Genomic DNA, 20,627 nt, shown 5'->3' with positions numbered 1-20,627 from the left:
TCATTCATCGCTGAACACTTTTGAAGGAGGCCACAATGGCACCTCGCGTTCTCGTATCCGACGAATTGTCGGAAACCGCCGTCCAGATCTTCCGCGACCGCGGCGTCGAAGTCGATTTCGAACCGCAGCTCGGCAAGGACAAGGACCGTCTGCTCGACGTCATCGGCAAATATGACGGTCTCGCCATCCGCTCCGCCACCAAGGTGACGGAAAAGATCATCCAAGGGGCGACGAACCTCAAGGTCGTCGGCCGCGCCGGTATCGGCGTCGACAATGTCGATATTCCGGCCGCTTCGCGCCGCGGCATCATCGTCATGAACACGCCCTTCGGCAACTCGATCACCACCGCCGAACACGCGATCGCGCTGATGTTCGCCGTCGCCCGCCAGCTTCCGGCAGCCGATACCTCGACGCAGGCCGGCAAGTGGGAGAAGTCGAAATTCATGGGCGTCGAGATCACCGGCAAGACGCTCGGTGTCATCGGCGCCGGCAATATCGGCTCGATCGTCTGCGCCCGCGCCATCGGCCTCAAGATGCATGTCGTCGCCTACGATCCGTTCCTCTCCAAGGAGCGCGCCGAGGAGATGGGCGTCACCAAGGTCGAGCTGGACGAGCTTTTCGCCCGAGCCGATTTCATCACCCTGCACGTGCCGATGACCGACAAGACGCGTGGCATCCTCAACAAGGAAGCGCTGGCAAAGACCAAGCCCGGCGTTCGCATCATCAACTGCGCCCGCGGCGGCCTGGTCGACGAAGCAGCCCTTGCCGAAGCCATCAAGTCCGGCCATGTCGCCGGTGCCGCCTTCGACGTCTTCGAAGTCGAGCCGGCCAAGGAGAGCCCGCTCTTCGGCCTGCCGAACGTCGTCTGCACCCCGCATCTCGGCGCCTCGACGACTGAGGCGCAGGAAAATGTCGCCCTGCAGGTCGCAGAACAGATGGCGGATTACCTCGTCAAGGGTGCCGTCTCCAACGCCATCAACATGCCGTCGATCACCGCGGAAGAAGCTCCGATCCTGAAGCCCTTCATCCGTCTTGCCGACGTTCTCGGTGCCTTCGTCGGCCAGGTCACCGAGGAGCCGATCAAGGAAATCGAAATCCTCTATGACGGTATCACTGCCAACATGAACACACGGGCGCTGACGAGTGCGGTGCTCGCCGGCCTCATCCGCCCGCAGGTCGCCGACGTCAACATGGTTTCGGCGCCGATCATGATCAAGGAAAAGGGTATCGTACTTTCCGAGGTCAAGCGCGACAAGACAGGCGTGTTCGACGGCTATATCAAGCTGACGGTGACGACGGAAACCATGACGCGCTCGGTTGCCGGCACGGTGTTTTCGGATGGCAAGCCGCGCTTCATCCAGATCAAGGGCATCAATCTCGATGCCGATGTCGGCTCGCACATGATCTACATCACCAATACCGACGTTCCCGGCATGATCGGCTTCATCGGTACGACGCTTGGTACTGCGGGCGTCAACATCGCCAATTTCCAGCTCGGCCGTGACAAGCAGGGCGGCGACGCCATCGCGCTGCTCTATGTCGACGGCGAGGTGGATGACGGCGTGCTTGCACAGCTGACAGCGCATCAGGCGATCCGCCAGGCAAAGCTGCTGACCTTCAATATCGACTGAGTTTCCCTCCCAAGGAAATATTGAAAACCCGGCGCGGGAAACGGCGCCGGGTTTTCTGCGTCAGGAACGAATGAATTTCAGTGAGGCAAGCGTTTCCGGCGGACGAGCTTGCCGAAACGGGCTCTATCGTCCTCAGCCTTCGTGCGGTGAAGGAAGGCGAGCCTGCTGCCGTCGAGGCCCTGGAAGAATTCGTCCCAGGAAATATCCTCCTGCGTTTCCGGAGAGAAGTCGACGCGGACAGTTTCACTGTCGCTCGCGTTCTTGATGCGGGCGGGATGGCCGCCCCGCTCTTCGATCCAATGTTTGATCCTGCTGTACTCCGTCGTCGCGCCGAACCTGCCCATGTAACCCTCCTCAGCAATCGATTGCGGCATTTCTGTCCCTGCAACGCATGATCGAAGGGATCGTTCCATGGCACATCAATTATTTTAGTAAGATCGGATTAATCCCAGGGCGGCATCGGGAAACCGATCGACGAACGGAACCACAGGCGCAATCGAGGTGCGGAGGCAGAATAAGCCTATCGCGCGGGTGCCTGCGCATCGCCTTCGGCCGGCGTCGTGGCAAGCGGCGATTGCGCGTCGCCGGAGGTGACGGCTGCGGGCAGGGGCACGTGGCGCTTACGCTCGCGGATCAGCGTCAGCAGACCGGAGCAGATGATGAGCACGATGCCGAGAGCCATCGGCAGGTCGACGTGATCGTTGAAGAAGAGGTAGCCGAAGCCGATGGCCCAGATCATCTGGCTGTATTGCGGTGTCGCTACGAGCGTTGCCGGGGCGAGCCGCGCTGCTGTCATCAGCATCACGTTTCCCGCGGCGCCAAGCAATCCGTAGCCTGCAATAAAGATCCATTGCTGGGGGCTCGGCACGACGATTTCGGAGAGCATGAGAACGCCGCTGACGATAAGCGTGCCGAGCAGCGAAGCGCCATAGAGCGACAGGCGCTTCTCTGCCGGGCCGAGCGCGCGCAGGATGACGATCGCGACGGCGGCGGAGACCGCGCCGATGGTTGCAGCCAGATGGCCGGCGGACAGTTCGCGGAAGCCCGGCCGGAGAACGACCAGCACGCCAAGGAAGCCGACGATGACGGCGGCCCAGCGCTGCCAGCGCACATCCTCCTTCAGGAAAATCACCGAGAGGATGGTGACGACCGACGGCAGCAGGAACAGCAGGCAGAAGGCCTCGGCCATCGGCAGCTTGGTGAAGGCTATGATGGAAGCGATCGATCCGGTCGCGCCGGCGGCAAATCGCGCCATCCAGAGCGGCCGGTTCGTCGTTGCGAATATGTCGAGCCATGAATCGCCCGGCCCCTTGATGAATGGGAGGGCCGACAGGCTGAGCACTGCGCCGGTAAAGGCGATCTGGAAGGAGGGAACGGCGCCGTGCAGGGCTTTGATGGACGCATCGCTGAAGGCAAAGACGGCATAGCCAACAAATGCGACAAGGACGCCGCGAAGCGTGGTTGAGGCGGTTGTCATTTATTCGAATCTTCTAAATGTGGGTCGTTTCATCTACGCAACGAAATTCGGGCTGGCAAAGACCGATTGCGAATAGCTGCAATGCATGAGCGGCGTGTGACGCCGGCGACTCAGCCTAAACGCCGGCACTTGCGCGCGGGCGTAATAATTTCTATATCCGTCGCCCATGAAAGCTGGCGGCCGATCCCGCCGGAAATGTAGGAAATCCGCCACATTCCGAAGTCAGAACGGCGGATCGAAACAGCGCAGAATTGGCACTATCGTTGAACACACTGGATTTTGACAAGAAGCCGGAAGAGACCCGTGTCGTCGTCGCCATGTCGGGCGGCGTCGATTCATCCGTCGTTGCCGGCCTTCTCAAACAGCAGGGTTATGATGTGCTCGGCATCACGCTGCAGCTTTACGATCATGGGGCCGCCGTTCACCGCGCCGGTTCCTGCTGCGCGGGCCAGGATATCGACGATGCGCGCCGTGTCTGCGAGACGCTCGGCATTCCGCATTACGTGCTCGATTACGAAAAGCGCTTTCGCGAGACGGTGATCAATCCCTTCGCCGAAAGCTATGTGGCCGGCGAAACGCCGATCCCCTGCGTTTCCTGCAATCAGACCGTCAAGTTTGCCGATCTGCTGGCGACTGCCAAGGAGCTCGGCGCCGATGCGCTGGCGACCGGCCATTATATCCGCTCGCGGCCGAACCCTTTGGCTGATAAGCCCGGCCGCCGGGCGCTTTTCCGGCCGGCCGATGCCGACCGTGACCAGAGCTATTTCCTCTTCGCCACGACGCAGGAACAGATCGACTATCTTCGTTTCCCCCTGGGCGGCCTGCCGAAGGCCGAGACGCGCAGGCTTGCAGAAGAGATGGGCCTCGTCGTCGCCAAAAAGGCCGACAGCCAGGACATCTGCTTCGTGCCGCAGGGCAAATATTCCGACATCATCACCAAGCTGAAGCCGAATGCGGCGCTTGCCGGTGAGATCGTCCATCTCGATGGCCGCGTGCTCGGCACCCATGAAGGCATCCTGCACTTCACCATCGGCCAGCGCCGCGGCATCGGTATCGCCACCGGTGAACCGCTCTACGTCGTCTTTCTCGACGCCCGCTCGCGCCGCGTCATCGTCGGCCCGAAGGAAGCACTGGAGACGCACCGCGTCTACCTGCGCGACGTCAACTGGCTGGGCGACGAGACGCTTGCGGATGCTGCCTCCGGCAAAGGTTTTGCCTGCTACGCCAAGGTCCGCTCGACACGCGCGCCGGCGCCGGCCGTATTGCATGTCGATGCCAACGGCACCTATGTCGACCTGACGGTCGGCGAGGCAGGTATTGCGCCCGGTCAGGCTTGCGCGCTTTATTCGGCACCCGGCGACGACGCCCGGGTCTTCGGCGGCGGTTTCATCGAGCGCTCCGAGCGCGAACCTTCGGCCGAGGCCTCGCTGAAGGCGCTTTTGTCCAGCCCGGTCGCCGCCTGAAATCAACAGGAGAGGGCGGGCATCAAAGCCCAGCGTTTTTCTCCATCATGCGCTTGACACAAAGCCGAGGCGCACCTTATAAGCCGCTCATCCCACGGGCTGGCACGCTTCGCGAGCAGGCATCGTTTGACCAGTGGCGGAGTAGCTCAGTAGGTCAGAGCAGAGGAATCATAATCCTTGTGTCGGGGGTTCAAATCCCTCCTCCGCTACCACTTCTTCCAAGGTAGAATTAGCGATTTTGCGGCTCGGTTTTGAGCCGGTGCCGGCGCCCGCCATAGCACATTGGTCGCGCGCCAAACGCGGCGACGAGGGCACAAAACAGTTCAGCTCTGATCTGCCGGATTTTCGCTAAGGCGCGTCGCATGGAACTGGATTCATGCGGCGCGCTTTAGCTCTTCGGTTTTATGCGTGTCGCCATCCCGGAACCGCCATACCCTTCCGGGCGGCATGCATTAAAGCCGATAAGAGGGTTATCTGTAGAGAGCCAAAAGCAATACGGGTATCCTCATCGCCCAAAGATGGGATGCGGCGGCGATGATAATAGCCCATACGGCCAGCGAGAACATGACCGCCGCTAACCTGATCCCGACCGACTCCATCATTTCCTCCATCCCAGCATGATCCGTGCCCCCCACGGATGATCCTATATTAGCAGGGCTGAGGTCGCTCAGCTATCGCAAGAAATTGGTACCCGATAGAAGCTGCCGATCGTGCGCTCGGGAAAGATGCAGAGCTTTCGGCGATACGACGCCCTTTCCCCCTTCGGTCAAACGAGGAAATGAAAATTGTCGTATTGCGCGCCGAAATAATCGGGGCCGCTGTCTTCGGTGATGATCGGTTCGCTATCGAGCAGGAGATAGTCGATCGGGCCGTAGGCGCTGAGATCGATCAGTTGGGGATTGTGGATGCTGTCGGCGGTGATGGTCACTGTTGTGGAGAAGACGACATTGCCGTTCAGCTGGCCTTCGATCGTCAGAACGTTGTCATAGTTCGACGTTCCGTTGGCAACTTCGAATTGCTTGATCTGGAATGGGCCGCCATCCGCTGAATAGATGGGTGTCCAGAACACGCCGCCTCCCAGATAGTGGTTGCCGTCGGCCTCCTGCCGCACCGTCGCATCGTCTCCGTCCCGCCAAGCGCCCCAATCGAAGCCTTTGTAGCCTGTGGGGAAGTCGCTATGGCCGACATCTTCGAAGTTGACGAACACATCGCCACGTTCCGGCAAGTCAATTGCGATGCTGAGCGCGCCGACGTCGGTGGCGCCTTTGCCGTCTGATATCTTGAAGGTGAACTTTTCCACGAGTGCATCCCCCGGTCCGAGCGCTGCGACCTCCGGCTTGGAGTGATCGAGCGCATAGGTGTAGCTGCCATCGGAATAAACGGTGAGTGTGCCGTATTCTCCCTGGATTGCCGTGCTCGTGGCAGGGGACCCATTGGCCGGTTGCGGAATGCGTTGTCCGTTGACGAAATTGAGGCGTACCGTATCTCCATCGACATCCGTGGAACTGGTATTTTCGAGAATGTCGCCGGTAATCGCGTTGTCGATGTTGAAAACAGGCAAGTATACGTCGCCTGCGACTGGCTTGTGATTTGCCATTTCTACCTCCCGTGTGATTTTCGTTTCGAATATGCAATCTTATCGGGTAATTTGGCAACGGAAATTGACGAAGCTTCGAATTAATGACGCCGAACCTGCTTGCGATCCAAGCGTCTATGCTCTGCTTGTGCTGCTGCCGTCCCGTCGATCACGGCAGAGCGTTCCAGGCATCATGATCATGACCGGCAGGCGCGGGAACATGGCGTAGGCTTCTTCCAGCGCCGTTTTCGGCCGTAATCCATGACCAGGCAATTATGATTTGCGTCGAGATCGGAACGATCGGCGACCGTTTCTATGGTCGACTTAATGCACTTCAGCCTCAGATCCGGGTATCAGAACGGCAAGCCCACATAGTTCTCCGCGAGCGCCGCCGAAGCCGCTCGGGAATGAGTGAGATAGTCGAGTTCCGCCTCCTGGATCTTCTGGTCGAAATCACCCGTATCGGGAAAGCGGTGCATCATCGTCGTCATCCACCAGGAAAACCGCACGGCCTTCCACACCCGGGCGAGTGCGGTCTGCGAATAGGCATCGATGCCGCGATCCGAGCCTTCGCGGTAATGCTCGATGAGCCCGGAGAACAGATAATGGACGTCGCTGGCCGCAAGGTTCAAGCCCTTGGCGCCCGTGGGCGGCACGATATGGGCGGCGTCGCCGACCAGGAAAAGCCGGCCGAAACGCATGGGCTCGGCGACGAACGAGCGTAGCGGAGCGATCGATTTCTCGAAGGACGGCGCGGTCACCAATGCCTCGGCGTGATGCGCCGGCAGGCGCCGCCTCAGCTCGTCCCAGAAGCGGTCGTCGCTCCAAGCCTCGACCTTTTGATCGAGCGCGCATTGGATGTAATAGCGGCTGCGCGTGGTCGAGCGCATCGAACAGAGCGCAAAGCCCCTTGGATGGTTGGCGTAGATCAGTTCATGGCTGACCGGCGCCACGTCGGCAAGCAGACCCAGCCAGCCGAAGGGATAGATCTTCTCGAAATGCCTGATCGCCTGTTCGGGAACGGCCTTGCGGCTCACGCCATGAAATCCGTCGCAGCCGGCGATGAAGTCGCAATCGATGCGCTTGGTGACGCCGTCTTTCGTATAAGTGACGAAAGGAGAATGCCCATCGAAATCATGCGGCATGACACCGGCGGCATCGTAAATCGATAGGGCGCCGCTTGCTTCGCGCCGCTCCATCAGATCGCGCGTCATCTCGGTCTGGCCGTAAACGGTAACACGCCTGCCGCCGGTCAGCTCATGCAGATCGATGCGATGGTCGCGTCCGTCGAAGGCCAGCGAAAAGCCGTCGTGCGGCAGGCCTTCGGCATGCAGTCTCGCTCCCGCCTTGGCCTGATCCAGCAGTGCGACGGTGCCTTCCTCCAGAACGCCGGCGCGCACCCGGCCGAGAATGTAATCCTTGTCGACGCGATCGAGAATGACGTTGTCGATGCCCGCTTCGGTCAGAAGCTGACCGAGCAGTAGGCCGGATGGTCCCGAACCGATGATGGCGACCTGGGTTCGCAACTGCGTCCTCCCTGACATTTTGCGTTTTGTCAGATTCTGCCGTGGGCTCCCTGTCGCAACAATGGACATCCCGGCCTAAAAATTGCACTAATCGAACATTGGTGCAGGAGGGGCCCCATGCGCAGACATGTACCAACCTACGAGCTCTATGGCGAAAATACCGGGAGAGAGCCGGATTTCTGGCTGCATTGCGAAACAGTTCGTTCCCGCAGCAGCCTGCACCACTGGGAGATTCGCCTGCATCGCCATGAGAATTTCTTTCAGATATTGTACATCGAAGGCGGTTCGGGCGATGCGATCTTCGGCGACAAGAGTCATGTCATCCGCCCGCCGGCCATCATCACGGTGCCTTCTGGGCTCAATCACGGCTTTCGTTTTTCACGCGATATCGACGGCCTTGTCATAACCTTGTTGAGATCGCATCTCAGCCAGCCGCTCGGCGACCGTAGCCAACTCGGCGAATGGCTGGCTGTGCCGCATCTGACGCCGCTCGATCCTGAAAATGCCGAGGCTGCCTATGTCATGCAGACGTTGCGACGGCTCGGCGACGAATTCGAAAATCGCCGCAGCGGCCGCAACGAAATGCTCGGCGCTTATGTTGCTCTGGCGTTACGGCTGACGGCGAGGATTTCGCATGAGGGAAACAGTTACGAGTTTCCGTCGAACGAGAACGAGCGGCGTATGGATATGCTGAACGAGCTTCTTCAACAGCATTTCCGATCGCACAAGCCCGCTTCCTTCTACGCCGGCGAGCTTGGGGTTTCGCCGACACATCTCACCCGCATCGTCCGGTCGATGACCGGCAGCACGCCGCACGAGCTGATTGCCGGCAAACTCATCGAAGAGGCGAAGCGCCAGCTCGTTTTTACCCTCGGCAGCGTTCAGGAGATCGGATTTCGGCTCGGCTTTGCCGATCCTGCCTATTTCTCGCGCTTCTTCCTCAAATATACGGGTGAAACGCCGCGGGTCTGGCGCGTGAAGGAGAAGTTGCGGCTCGAGCGCGCATAGGTGCGGGCATTCACCCGCTTCATGATTCTAAAGTTACAGTGCTGCGGCCGCCAGCAGGGTTGCTAAGGGTGAGTTCGCTGTCTGGCGGGGCCGCGGTCGAGGCATGCCTTTCCACCGGTTCTGGATCAGCCATTGCCAAGAAGGGACAGCGCCTCGTCGGCGATGATCTGCTCCTCATCGGTGGCGATGACATGGGCGGCGATGCGGCTTTCCCTTTTGCTGATTGTGAACTCATTGGCGGCATTGGCTTTTTCGTCGATCTCAAGGCCAAGCCAGGAGAGCCGCTTGGCCACGCCGGCACGGATCTCCGGCTGATGCTCGCCGATACCGGCTGTAAAGACGACGGCGTCAAGGCCGCCGAGCGTTGCTGCCATGCGGCCGATTTCGCCGGCGATGCGCAGGGTGAAGAGGTCGATCGCCTGGCGCGCCTCCGGCCGCGCATCCCGCAAAAGGTCGCGTGTATCGGCGCTGATGCCGGAAATGCCGAGCAAGCCGGAGCGGTGATAGAGCAGGTCTTCGATTTCGCCGAAGGATTGTTTCCTCTCTCCCGCCAGATGCAGAATGACGCCGGGATCGAGCGCGCCCGGGCGCGTCGCCATCGGGATGCCTTCGAGGGTCGAAAAGCCCATGCTGCAATCGCGGCTGAGGCCTTGACCGAGTGCACAGAGGCTGGCGCCGCTGCCGAGATGGGCAACCACCGCCTTTGCCGCGCGTGGCGCTTTGCGGGCAAGCTCAGCGGCGATGAATTTATAGGAAAGGCCATGGAAGCCGTAGCGCTTGATGCCGTCGTCATGCAGCGCGCGGGGAATGGCGAAGCGGCGGACGAGATCGTCCTGCGTTGCATGGAAGGCCGTGTCGAAGGAGGCCGTCTGGGCAAGATGCGGTTTCAGATGCCGCAGCGCGCGGATGAAACGCAGCGCCTGCGGCTGATGCAGGGGCGCGAGCGGCGTCAGCGCATCGACGGCATCGATTGCGGCGTCGTCGAGGAGGATCGCGCTGGTGAAACGGTCGCCGCCATGGACGACGCGGTGGCCGGCGGCACGGAGGGCAGCAACGTCGAAATGACCGGCGAGAAGCGCGAAAGTCTCATTGATGACGTCGCGTAGGTCTTCCGTCACCTTGGCCTTCAACGGCACGTCGAATATCTGCGACCCTCGCCGCAAACCGAGCGAGAGCGGTTCGGCGCGGAAATCGATCACACCCTTGCCGATGCGCCGCGCTTCGTCGCCATCCATGGCGAAGATACCGATCTTGACGGTCGAGGAGCCGGCGTTGAAGGTCAGGAGAAGGTCGGTCGATGACATGATCTTCGGGGGCTCCGCGCGCATGTGAGATGGTTGAATTTAGTGTCGGGGTCGCGGAGGGAAAGGCATCCATTCGTCCCGCGCATATTCTCCCTGCATATCCTATCATTTTGTTCGGCTGGAGTTGCGACGCGGCATCTTCCCGGGATGCGCAGCCGGCGATGACCAATGTCATCGGATGTCAGTGCCTTACCGGGCGGACCGGACAGGCGTCATGAGAGCTTCACGCGGCGGAATTATTAACAAAAGGCAAATTTGCAAAACGGAATAAGGAACTATGCCATGGCCGATATTGCCCCCAGCCAGGTTCATAGCGATACGTCCCACCCGCTCCACAGTTCGAATTCTGCCGGCAAATGGTTCTTGCCGCTCTTCGCGCTCGTTCTGGTCTGTGGCCTTGGATATGTCGCCTATGCGCTCGGACGCGACCTGACAACAGCCGCTGCCGTTCCCTGGATTCTCTTAGGTCTTGCGCTGCTGATCGCGCTCGGCTTCGAGTTCGTCAACGGTTTCCACGATACGGCCAATGCCGTCGCCACCGTCATCTACACTCGTTCCATGCCGGCGGAATTCGCCGTCATCTGGTCGGGCTTCTTCAACTTTCTCGGGGTGCTGACCTCAAGCGGCGCCGTTGCCTTCGGCATTCTGGCGCTGCTGCCGGTGGAGCTGATCCTGCAGGTCGGCTCCGGTTCCGGCCTTGCCATGGTCTTTGCGCTGCTGATCGCGGCGATCGTCTGGAACCTCGGCACCTGGTATCTCGGCCTGCCGTCGTCGAGCTCACATACGCTGGTGGGATCGATCATCGGCGTCGGTCTCGCGAACCAGTTCCTGGCGCCGGCGGGAACCGCCACGAGCGGCGTCGACTGGTCGCAGGCGACCAATATCGGCCTGTCGCTGCTGATCTCGCCGCTGATCGGTTTCGGTCTTTCGGCCGTTCTTCTGCTGGTCATGAAGGTTCTGATCCGCAGCAAGGCGCTCTATGACGAGCCGAAGGGCAACCAGCCGCCGCCGCTCTGGATCCGCGCGATCCTGATCTTCACCTGCACCGGCGTCAGCTTCGCCCACGGCTCCAACGACGGCCAGAAGGGCATGGGCCTCATCATGCTCATCCTGATCGGCCTGGTGCCGACCGCCTTCGCGCTGAACCGCACGCCCGACGTCAACTATCTCGAAGCCTACAAGGCGGCCTCGGCCCAGGTGGAGACCGCGCTCGGCAAATATGTGAAGCCCGGCGTGACCGTCACCGACTACAAGGCCGAGGTCAGCAACGCCGTCAAGAACAAGAGCTGGACGGATGCGGCGACACCGGCCCTGCAGCAATATATCCATCAGACGAGCGCCGAAGTCGCCGGCTTCCCGACACTCGAAGCGGTGCCGACCAACCTCGTGGGCAACGTCCGCAATGACATCTATCTGATCGGCGAGGCGCTGAAGCTGATCGACAAGCAGAAGCTGCTGCCGATGGACGCCGGCGATTTGACGGCGGTGACGAACTACCACAAGGCGGTCGACAACGCGACGAAGTTCATCCCGCTCTGGGTGAAGGTGGCGGTCGCGATCGCGCTCGGCCTCGGCACGATGGTGGGCTGGAAGCGCATCGTCGTCACCGTCGGCGAAAAGATCGGCAAGACGCATCTGACCTACGGGCAGGGCGCGGCAGCCGAAGTCGTGGCGATGGTAACAATCGCCTCGGCCGATCATCTCGGCCTGCCGGTCTCGACCACGCATGTGCTGTCGTCAGGCGTCGCCGGCACCATGGCGGCGAACGGTTCCGGCCTGCAATGGTCGACCGTGCGCAACATGCTGATGGCCTGGGTGCTGACGCTGCCGGCTTCGATCGCGATCGCCTTCGTGCTCTTCGTGATCCTGCGCCAGCTATTCTAAAAACGAGTATCAGGCCGTTGAGGCCAGACTGGCATTGCGATCGCTGATGAAGATGCTCGCCTCGGCGGCGGGCATCGCCTTGCCGAAAAGATAACCCTGGCCGATATCGCAGCCGAGCTGCAGCAGGAAGGCGAGTTGGCCGTGCTCCTCGACGCCTTCGGCAGTCGTCTTGATGTTGAGGCTCCTGCCGAGGCCGAGCATGGCGCGGACGATCTTTTCCTGCCTTTCGTCGTCGCGATAGGTGGCGACGAAACTTTTGTCGATCTTGATCTTGTCGAAACGATAACGCGCGAGCTGGGCAAGACTCGAATAGCCCGTACCGAAATCGTCGAGCGCGATCTGGATGCCGGCGGCATGCAGCTCGTCGAGGACGACGGCGGCGACGGCCGGATCCTGGATCAGTGCATTTTCGGTGATCTCGACTTCCAGGCGCTGCGGCGGCAGCCGGCTCGCCGAGAGCACTTTGAGGATACGGGAGGCGAGCAGCCTGTCTTCCATCTGCACCGGCGAGACATTGAAGGACAGAGTTACGTGCTCCGGCCAGCCGAGCGCGTCGCTGCAGGCCTGGGCAAGCAGATCCTCGAAGAGGGCGGTGATCATGCCGGTTTCTTCGGCAATGTCGATGAAGACGGGCGGCGGGATGTTGACGCCGTCGTCGCCGATCCAGCGCGCCAAGGCTTCGAAGCCGCAGAGCTGGCCGGTCTTCAGGTCGATCAGCGGCTGATAGAAGGGTTTGATCGCCTTCTTGGAGATTGCCGCGCGCAGGCTGGTTTCCAGCGCGGCGCGTTCCGTCACCTTGTCCTGCATCGAGGCTTCGAAGACGAGAGAGTGATTGGGCCCGCGCGATTTCGCCTCGTACATGGCAAGGTCGGCGCGGTGAGCGGCATCCTCAAGCGGCTCGGCTCCCTCGGCCCAGCGGTCGTAGCCGACGCTGGCGCCGACTTCGACAGCAAAGCCGTCGATAAGGATCGGCCGGGTGACGGCCTGGATCAAAAGCTTGGCAAAATGCTCTTCGCGCTGTGCGGTCAGGCCGAAGGCGACGATGATGAATTCGTCACCGCCGAAGCGATAGACGCAATCGGCATTGCCGAGCGCGCAGATACGTTTTGCGACCTCGATCAGCAGGCCATCGCCGCCCTTGTGGCCAACGAGATCGTTGACTTTCTTGAAACCGTCGAGGTCGACGGAAAAGATAGTAACGTTGCGAGCCCAATTCTCGATCTCGGCTTCCTCATCCAGGATCGGCCGCGAGAGGAGCTTGCGCTCGAAGGCGTAGCGGTTCGGCAGTTTGGTCAGATGGTCGTGGGTCGCGGTCCAATCGGCCTTCGCCTGAGCGGCGTCGCGCAGGTCCATTTCCTTGCGCAGGTCGGCGATGCGCAGCACCGAATAGATGAAACTCATGGCGCCGGCGACGCCGAGGGCCAGGACGAGCTTGTCGGCGCCGTACTCACTGAAACCGATCATGAAGGTGACGAGGCCGTCGTCGAAGTGCAACAGCGCGCCGAGGAGCCAGAGGGTTACTCCGAACACCACAATCGACACACATTGCCGTCCGGCCCTGCTTTGGAAAAACGCCGGCATATCGCCTTCTCCATCTCCACCCTGCGCGGAATTATCACGAAAATCTGAAATGTTCGTTGAACTCAGGGGGCAAATTGTTGGAGGGGCGGCCTGTTGCGGCGCCATCGGGATGGCAGCCTTGCTGCGGCCGTTCGTCGGCTTTTTCGGGAGATCAAGGATCTTTCGGGTGCAATGGCGAAGGTGAGGGCTCGGGAAGAACGAGGGCGAGCGTGCTGTTGCATCGCTCGCCCTGTCTCGCTTTTCAGGCGGTGACGATCAGCAGCGGGACGCTGACGACCAGACCGACCAGAATTAGGGTGAACGTCGCAACCCGCATCAAACGCAGGCGCCGCGTACGTTCCCCACTCCAATCATATGCCATGTCTTCCATCTCCTTGGGACAAGGAAGTAGTCCCGGTCAAACCCGGTTCAATAGAGATGACGCGATTTGCTTGCGTAAGGCTGGATCGTATGAGGCATCTCTAATGCTGAAGGCGCAACGACCAGCGCCGCCCGTTGCTGGTCATGCGAATGACGGCGAGTGGCTCGACGTCGACGAGCCAGAAGGAGGAAAGCGGTGCGTGAAGCACATGCGCGATGGCTGCTCTTATGACGGATGCATGGGTAACGGCCACGACATGGCCGCCGAGTGTAGATTGCTCATCCATCCAGCCTGCGATGCGCGTGCGCAGATCGGCAATGCTCTCGCCGCCGTGCGGGGCAGCTTCCGGATCGCTCATCCACGCCATGAGGCCCTCCGGCTCTTCGGCCTCAATCGTTGTGATCGATCTGCCGGCCCAGCGGCCGTGGTCGCAATCGCAAAGCGCCTGATCTATCCGGGCTTCGAGGCGGAGCGCTTCCGTGGTCTGGCGGGCGCGCAAAGCGGGGCTCATGACGATACGATCGGCGCGGGGAGGGGCGGCCATCCTGCCTGCTTCCGCCATGGCCTTTTCTTCCAGCGGTTCGTCGAGCGGGAACAGGCCCTTGCGGCTTGCCGCCGTTGCGCCGTGGCAGATCCAGGTGAGGCGCGTGTTCACGGTCGTTCCGATCTCCGGATAGCGGTGGGGACAGCCTTTGCCGGCTTCGCGAAGTGTCGTTGACAGTTTCTTCGGCGAGCAGATATAACCGTGCTGTTGCGGGTTTGGAAGCCGGTGGAAATCCGGCGCGGTCGCGCCACTGTGACCAGCGTGTCGAAAGCTCTTCGTGCTGGAAGTCAGACCTTACCGCACAAACACTCTTTCGACTGAACGCGTCATTCCGGAGGAATACATGTCTGACACCACTTTCACGCCCGTCGCGGCACCGGCGCCAATCCCGCTCGGAGATATCCTGCCCTGGGCGATCTTCGGCGGTCTGCTGATGCTCATCGTTCTCTATTTCGTCGGCACCGAGGAAGGCGCGATGGCGTTGTTCAACGGCATGTATGTGCACGAATTCGTGCATGACGCCCGTCATCTCCTCGGCTTTCCCTGCCACTAAAGCGCATCGCGATCTTTCAGATTTGCTTCTCGCGCTTTAGGTCTTTGTTTTACGCATGTCGTTATCGTAAAACCGCTGCATAGTTTTGCGCGACATGCTTAGGGGAATACTGACATGGTTGGAAATCTTCTGCTTCGCGGCATGCTCGCGGGCGTGATTGCTGGCATTCTCGTTTTTGCCTTTGCCCATACCTTCGGCGAACCGCTCGTCGATGCGGCGATCGCCTTCGAGGAGGCGAGCGCCCAGGCGGCCGGCGAAGCCGCCGAACCTGAGATCGTCAGCCGGGCCACGCAGGCCGGTCCCGGCCTCTTCATCGGCGTCATGGCTTACAGCATCGCCGTCGGCGGGCTTTTTTCGCTTGCCTTCGCTTTCGTGCATGGCCGCCTCAGCAGCCTTTCGCCGCGCGGCACCTCGGTCGTCATCGCCGTCGCCGCCTTCGTGGCGATCGTGCTCGTTCCCGGCATCAAGTATCCGGCCAACCCGCCGGCGGTCGGCAATCCCGACACGATCGGCGTCAGGACCGAGCTATTCTTCCTGATGATCGTCGTCTCGCTTGCCGCGCTGATCGCCGCGGTTGCGCTGTCGCGCCGTCTTTCAGAACGTTTCGGTCTCTGGAACGGCGCGATCATCGCCGGTGTTGCCTATCTCATCTTCATCGGCCTCGTTCTCTATCTCTTGCCGCCGATCAACGAGGTGCCGGAGAATTTCTCGGCGCTGGTGCTTTGGCGGTTCCGCACGACAACGCTCGCCATGCACGCGATCCTCTGGGCAGCGCTCGGCCTTGCCTTCGGAGCGCTGGCCGAAAGGCAGTTCGCCGTCAAGGGTGGGCAGCGCGGACGGCCGGCGAGGGCATTTCGCTGAATGCATCCAAGGGCGCAGCCTGGTCTGCGCCCCGAACTTTCAGGGCGATCATGAGACGCGAGAGAACCGGGCTATTTTTGCCGACGACATTTGCCGTCATCGCCTGCCTTTTTATGATCGCCGGAAACTGCTTTGCGCATAGCCGCAGTGCCGGCGGCAATGCTACCGGTCTCGATGTTCCGGAAATTTCCCATGGCGAGATGGCGGTGATTTCAGACTATCGCCGTGGGATCATCGACCTCGCATCCCGTGCAGTCGATACCAACGAACCATTCCGCCGCATCCTGAACTATGCCGAAATCCAATATTCCTATTGCCTGTGGGGCAGAGTGCCCGGCAGCGTGACGGATGAGGAAAGTCCGTTCAACGAATGCGCCCATGCCTATCTCGCGGCGACGAAGGCGGTGCTGATGGCGATGCGGGAGATGCCGCGGGAGGCGCCTGCCGCAGGAGAAATCATCTCCGCCATTGATGTCGACATGGTGCGGCGCGGTCTTGCGCTCGTCACCTGCCAGTTCAGCGGCGAGGCTTTCAACACGGCCGACATCATCAAGCCGCGCTGGAGCAGGATACCGCTTCATTTCGCCAGCATGGCGTCGCTGACTGGGCTCGCCGCCTTGTTGGGGCTTGCCATCCTGGCGCTTCGCCGTTTCCTGTAGCCTAAGGCTCAGTCGTCGGAATAACGCTGCTCGCGCCACGGATCGCCAAGCATGTGGTAGCCGTTCTTTTCCCAAAAACCGGCCACATCTTCGGGCATCAGCTCGATGCGACGCAGCCATTTGGCGCTTTTCCAGAAATAGAGATGCGGCACGACGAGGCGCATCGGGCCGCCGTGATCCGCCGTCAGCGGCAGGCCCTCCCATGATGTCGCGAGAATGGCGTCCTCGGCGGCAAAATCGGCAAGCGGCAGGTTGGTGGTATAGCCGTCATAGCTCGTCAGCATGACGTAAGCTGCTTCTGGTTTCGGCATGGCGCGGTCGAGTAGATCGCGCGTCGAAACGCCCTTCCATCTGTTGTCGTAGCGCGACCAGGTGGTGACGCAGTGAATATCGCTGATATTGCTGCTCTGCTCGATCGCCTGGAAATCGGCCCAGGTGAGGGTAAGAGTGGTTTCAACCAGGCCGCGCAGCTCAAGCCGCCAGCTTTCGGTGGAAACGACGGGCTGCTGGCCGAGATCGAGCACCGGCCAGTTCTTGACGAGATGCTGGCCGGGCGGCAGGCGCTCGGCGTCGGGACGGCTGATGCGGCCGGTCAGGAACTTGCCCTCTGCCGCCCAGCGGCGCTTGGAGCTGGTGAGCTTGCTGTCGGCGGGTGTCTGGTCGTCGCTCATGGACGGGTCTCCTTGCGGTGCAGCAATAGGACATCCGCCTCAGCCGAGTGTCAAGTTTCGGCGAGCTCTTGGAAATCCTCGCTTGCCTCATTAAACTAACCCCGTCGGGCATGCCTTGCTGGGGAGTGAAGGCAGAAGGGGAGGAGCCGGATCTGTCTTTGCGATATCGTGCGATAGCGGCGCTGCTGCTGGTGCCGGTGATCATCTTCGCTTTCTTCACCTACGGAAGCGCGATCGCGACGCGTGCCTATATGGGGGAAGCTTCGGCGCAGGCAGGAACGGCACTGCGCCTTGCCGTCTCGGCGCTCAGCGGTCACCTCAACCGTTACGAGGCGCTACCGGCGCTGATTGCCGATCACGACGATATCAAGGAACTGGTCAGCGCGCCCGACGACATCGCCCTACGCGATGCCGCTAATCTCTATCTCAAGGAGATCAACGGGCTCTTGAAATCCTCCGACATTTATGTGGTCAAGCCGGACGGGGAGACGATCGCGGCGAGCAATTACGATGGACCGGGAAGCTTCGTCGGACAGAATTTCAGCTATAGGCCTTATTTTCAGGATGCGATCGAAGGCCGGCAGGCGCGGTTTTACGCGCTCGGCACAACCTCGCTGAAGCGTGGCTATTATTTCGCCGCGCCGATAAGGGTCGACGCGGATATTCGCGGTGTCATCGTCTTCAAGGTCGATATCGACATGATCGAATCGTCCTGGAGCGGCGGGGAATACAAGATCTTCGTCTCCGATCCGGAGGGCATCATCTTCATGTCCGGCAGCCCGGAATGGCTCTACGGCGCAATTCTGCCGCTGACGGCCGAGCGGGTTGCACGCACGCAAGCTTCGCGGCGCTATGCCAATGCCAGGCTGACGGCGCTGCCGGTGACCCGCCAGCGCTTTGAGCCGCACGAGTTGATGACGCTTGCCGGCGAGCGCGGCTCCAGCGAATATCTGGTGCTGTCGCACTACATGCCGGCCGAAGACTGGACGGTGAACGTGCTGATGGAGACGAGTTCCATCCGCGCGCAGGCGCGCACGGCGCTTGCGGCTGTCTTTCTGATCCTCTGCATTGCCGGGCTCGCGGTCGCGGTTCTGCGCCAGCGGCGGGCGCGGCTGGCGGAACGCATGCAACTGCAGGCCGACGCCCGCAACGAGCTTGAGCGGCGCGTCGAAGAACGTACGGCCGACCTTGCCCGCGTCAACAGCCGCATCGAAGAAGAGATATCAGAGCGGCGACTGACCGAGCAGCAGCTTCGCCAGACGCAGGCCGATCTCATCCAGGCGGGCAAGCTTGCCGGGCTTGGGCAGATGTCGGCTGCGCTTTCGCATGAATTCAACCAGCCGCTCGCCGCCGCCAAGACCTATTCCGACAGCGCTTCCGTTCTGATCGATCGCGGCCGGACGGAGGAGGCGCGCGATAATATAAGGCGGATCGGCGGGCTGATCGACCGCATGGCTGCGATCAGCCGGCATTTGCGCAACTTCGCCCGCAAACCGAACGAGAAGCTCGGGCCGGTTCCCCTCGAAGAGGCGATGCGCGACACGCTGGAGATCATCGCCTGGCGGCTGAAGGCGGCTGACGCCGAGCTCCGGCTCGATCTGGGGACCCGGCCGCCGGTGGTGCGCGCCGGCTCGGTGCGCCTGCAGCAGGTGCTGGTGAATGTGATTTCCAATGCGGCCGATGCGGTGGAAGGGCTGGATGACAGGCGTATCGAGGTTTCGGCCTTCGAGGCGGCCGGCAAGGTGGTGCTGACGATACGCGATCACGGGCCGGGCGTGCCGGCGGCAATCGCCGAGCGCATTTTCGATCCCTTCTTCACGACCAAGGGTGTCGGCAAGGGGCTCGGTTTGGGGCTTTCGATCTCCTACAACATCGTCAAGGATTTCGGCGGCAGCCTGACCGCCGCCAATCATCCCGAAGGCGGCGCGGTGTTCCGTATCGAGCTGCAATCGGCAGCAGGGCTGATGCCGGAGGCGGCGGAATGAATGATGCGAAGATCCTGCTTGTCGACGACGAGGAGGAACTGCGCCGCTCGACGGCGCAGGCGCTGGAGCTCTCCGGCTTCAGCGTCGAGACCTTTTCGAACGGCGATCACGTGCTTGAGCTGATCGGCTACAGTTTTCCCGGCGTCGTCGTCAGCGATATCCGCATGCCCGGCATGGACGGCATGACGCTGATGCAGAAGATCCGTGAGATCGATCCGGAGGTGCCGGTCATTCTCGTTACCGGCCACGGCGACGTGCAGCTTGCGGTGAAGGCGATGCGCGAAGGCGCCTATGATTTCATCGAGAAACCGTTCACGCCGGAGATGCTGGCCGGCGTCATCCGCCGGGCGATGGAGCGGCGCGGTCTCGTGCTCGAAAACCGGCTGCTGAAGGCAGTCGCCGGCAAACGCGACGACATCGAGGCGCGATTGCCGGGGCGCACCCAAGTGATGGTGGATCTGCGCTACCGCATCCGCGCGATCGGCGCCAGCGATGCCGATACGCTCATTGTCGGCGAGACCGGGGCCGGCAAGGAAGTGGTGGCGCGCGCGCTGCACGATATCAGTGCCCGGGCGAGCCGGCCGTTCATCGCGATCAATTGCGCCGCGCTGCCGGCAAACCTGATCGAGAGCGAGCTCTTCGGCCATGAGATCGGTGCCTTTCCGGGGGCGGTGAGACCGCGCTACGGAAAGTTCGAACATGGGCGCGGCGGCACCATCCTGCTCGACGAAATCAGCTCCATGCCCTTCGACCTGCAGGCGAAATTCCTGCGGGTGCTACAGGAGCGGGTGATCTCCAGGCTCGGATCGAACGAAATCGTGGCGCTCGACGTCCGCTTCATCGCGACGAGCAAAGTCGACCTGGAAGCGGAGGTGGCTGCAGGGCGCTTCCGCGCCGACCTCTTCTACCGGCTGAACGTCGCAACGCTGCATGTGCCGTCGCTGTCGCAGCGGCGGGCGGATGTTCCGCTGCTTTTCCTGCAGTTGGTGCGAGAAGCGGCTGCGCGCTACGGCCGCGACGAGATGACCGTGCTGCCGGAGGTGATCTCCGACATCGCCCAGCGCGACTGGCCCGGCAATGTGCGGGAACTGAGGAACGCTGCCGACCGCCTGGTCCTCGGCCTCGATAATGGCGGACGGCAGGCCGAGGAGGCGACGGGGCTTGCGGAGCGGGTCGCCGAATTCGAGCGAGGGGTCATCGCCAGTGCACTGGTCGCGCATGGTGGCAGCCTCAAACCGGTCTACGAGTCGCTCGGTATTTCCCGGAAGACGCTTTACGAAAAGATGCAGAAATACGGCCTGGATAAGCGGATGATGATCACCGAAGGTTAGTCTTCGCCGGCGGGCTGCGCTTCCTCGCCAGATGCGATGGGTGGATTTCCACCCATCGCAGCCGCCGTTTGTTTCCAAATCGACCCATGCTGCTTCGCACCGTTGCAGAATCGTCTTCCAAAAGCGGTGTCGATGATTGCGGCTCGATTTTTCCCGGCGGCAAATAGGCAATCCGAACCGGCGCGGAGGAGTGTCGGCGGGCTTGTTTGTTT

17 protein-coding genes, 1 tRNA gene and 1 riboswitch are annotated in these 20,627 nt (G+C 61.4%); of the genes, 10 read left to right on the top strand and 8 right to left on the bottom strand.

Going from position 1 to position 20,627, the window contains the following annotated elements; translation table 11 throughout:
* Nucleotides 1–35: 35 nt before the first annotated feature.
* Nucleotides 36–1,631, top strand: a complete 1,596-nt coding sequence (gene serA / locus RHEC894_RS17825; RefSeq protein WP_085738262.1) for a phosphoglycerate dehydrogenase — start codon at nt 36–38, stop codon at nt 1,629–1,631.
* A gap of 77 nt (nt 1,632–1,708) precedes the next feature.
* On the opposite strand, the gene RHEC894_RS17820 is transcribed toward serA, so the two are convergent.
* On the bottom strand, nt 1,709–1,975 hold the full coding sequence (locus RHEC894_RS17820; protein WP_085738261.1) for a hypothetical protein: 267 nt from the start codon (nt 1,973–1,975) through the stop codon (nt 1,709–1,711).
* A 176-nt stretch (nt 1,976–2,151) separates the two neighbouring features.
* Nucleotides 2,152–3,108 carry a DMT family transporter gene (locus RHEC894_RS17815; RefSeq protein WP_010068890.1) on the bottom strand — a complete coding sequence of 319 codons (957 nt, stop codon included), beginning with the start codon at nt 3,106–3,108 and terminating at the stop codon, nt 2,152–2,154.
* 263 nt (nt 3,109–3,371) lie between these two features.
* On the opposite strand from RHEC894_RS17815, the gene mnmA reads away from it, so the two are divergent.
* A complete protein-coding gene (mnmA, locus tag RHEC894_RS17810; RefSeq protein ID WP_085738260.1) occupies nt 3,372–4,571 on the top strand; it encodes a tRNA 2-thiouridine(34) synthase MnmA in 1,200 nt (399 codons plus the stop codon).
* A gap of 135 nt (nt 4,572–4,706) precedes the next feature.
* A tRNA-Met gene (locus RHEC894_RS17805) sits at nt 4,707–4,783 on the top strand.
* Between the two features lie 554 nt (nt 4,784–5,337).
* Here the strand turns inward: RHEC894_RS17805 and RHEC894_RS17800 are convergent.
* The gene (locus RHEC894_RS17800; protein ID WP_281069163.1) at nt 5,338–6,186 is read right to left on the bottom strand and encodes a VCBS domain-containing protein; all 849 of its coding nucleotides are present in this window, start codon (nt 6,184–6,186) and stop codon (nt 5,338–5,340) included.
* A 314-nt stretch (nt 6,187–6,500) separates the two neighbouring features.
* Nucleotides 6,501–7,673, bottom strand: coding sequence for a 4-hydroxybenzoate 3-monooxygenase (gene pobA / locus RHEC894_RS17795; RefSeq protein WP_085738258.1), 1,173 nt, complete (start codon nt 7,671–7,673; stop codon nt 6,501–6,503).
* 117 nt (nt 7,674–7,790) lie between these two features.
* Here pobA and RHEC894_RS17790 point away from each other — a divergent pair, with 117 nt between their 5' ends.
* Complete coding sequence (locus RHEC894_RS17790; protein ID WP_085738257.1) at nt 7,791–8,681, top strand: helix-turn-helix domain-containing protein; 891 nt, start codon at nt 7,791–7,793, stop codon at nt 8,679–8,681.
* A 125-nt stretch (nt 8,682–8,806) separates the two neighbouring features.
* Here the strand turns inward: RHEC894_RS17790 and RHEC894_RS17785 are convergent, their stop codons facing one another.
* On the bottom strand, nt 8,807–9,985 hold the full coding sequence (locus RHEC894_RS17785; protein ID WP_085738256.1) for an acetate/propionate family kinase: 1,179 nt from the start codon (nt 9,983–9,985) through the stop codon (nt 8,807–8,809).
* Between the two features lie 282 nt (nt 9,986–10,267).
* On the opposite strand from RHEC894_RS17785, the gene RHEC894_RS17780 reads away from it, so the two are divergent.
* Nucleotides 10,268–11,869, top strand: coding sequence for an inorganic phosphate transporter (locus RHEC894_RS17780; RefSeq protein ID WP_085738255.1), 1,602 nt, complete (start codon nt 10,268–10,270; stop codon nt 11,867–11,869).
* 9 nt (nt 11,870–11,878) lie between these two features.
* Here the strand turns inward: RHEC894_RS17780 and RHEC894_RS17775 are convergent, their stop codons facing one another.
* A complete protein-coding gene (locus RHEC894_RS17775; RefSeq protein ID WP_085738254.1) occupies nt 11,879–13,450 on the bottom strand; it encodes a bifunctional diguanylate cyclase/phosphodiesterase in 1,572 nt (523 codons plus the stop codon).
* Nucleotides 13,451–13,911: 461 nt separating this feature from the next.
* The gene (locus RHEC894_RS17770) at nt 13,912–14,466 is read right to left on the bottom strand and encodes a histidine phosphatase family protein (protein WP_085738253.1); all 555 of its coding nucleotides are present in this window, start codon (nt 14,464–14,466) and stop codon (nt 13,912–13,914) included.
* A 77-nt stretch (nt 14,467–14,543) separates the two neighbouring features.
* Nucleotides 14,544–14,700: riboswitch (adenosylcobalamin (AdoCbl) riboswitch) on the top strand.
* On the opposite strand from RHEC894_RS17770, the gene RHEC894_RS17765 reads away from it, so the two are divergent.
* The 3 genes from RHEC894_RS17765 (at nt 14,699) to RHEC894_RS17755 (ending at nt 16,428) form a co-directional block, all read left to right on the top strand.
* Nucleotides 14,699–14,908: a CbtB domain-containing protein gene (locus RHEC894_RS17765; RefSeq protein WP_085738252.1), complete on the top strand. Its 210-nt coding sequence runs from the start codon at nt 14,699–14,701 to the stop codon at nt 14,906–14,908. Its footprint overlaps the riboswitch before it by 2 nt.
* A gap of 114 nt (nt 14,909–15,022) precedes the next feature.
* Nucleotides 15,023–15,769 (top strand): CbtA family protein, encoded by a 747-nt coding sequence (locus RHEC894_RS17760; protein WP_085738251.1) that lies wholly within the window; start codon nt 15,023–15,025, stop codon nt 15,767–15,769.
* A gap of 50 nt (nt 15,770–15,819) precedes the next feature.
* Nucleotides 15,820–16,428: a hypothetical protein gene (locus tag RHEC894_RS17755; RefSeq protein WP_085738250.1), complete on the top strand. Its 609-nt coding sequence runs from the start codon at nt 15,820–15,822 to the stop codon at nt 16,426–16,428.
* 8 nt (nt 16,429–16,436) lie between these two features.
* Here the strand turns inward: RHEC894_RS17755 and RHEC894_RS17750 are convergent, their stop codons facing one another.
* Nucleotides 16,437–17,099, bottom strand: coding sequence for a sulfite oxidase-like oxidoreductase (locus RHEC894_RS17750; RefSeq protein WP_085738249.1), 663 nt, complete (start codon nt 17,097–17,099; stop codon nt 16,437–16,439).
* Between the two features lie 110 nt (nt 17,100–17,209).
* On the opposite strand from RHEC894_RS17750, the gene RHEC894_RS17745 reads away from it, so the two are divergent.
* Nucleotides 17,210–19,084 (top strand): sensor histidine kinase, encoded by a 1,875-nt coding sequence (locus tag RHEC894_RS17745; RefSeq protein ID WP_281069162.1) that lies wholly within the window; start codon nt 17,210–17,212, stop codon nt 19,082–19,084.
* Nucleotides 19,081–20,415, top strand: a complete 1,335-nt coding sequence (locus RHEC894_RS17740; RefSeq protein ID WP_085738248.1) for a sigma-54 dependent transcriptional regulator — start codon at nt 19,081–19,083, stop codon at nt 20,413–20,415. The genes RHEC894_RS17745 and RHEC894_RS17740 overlap by 4 nt, the downstream gene beginning before the upstream one ends.
* Nucleotides 20,416–20,627 lie beyond the last annotated feature (212 nt).

The sequence above is a fragment of the Rhizobium sp. CIAT894 genome, from assembly GCF_000172795.2.
Lineage (GTDB): Bacteria > Pseudomonadota > Alphaproteobacteria > Rhizobiales > Rhizobiaceae > Rhizobium.
Note: the sequence above shows the minus strand (reverse complement) of the source record. Positions and strands in the feature narration are given on the sequence as shown.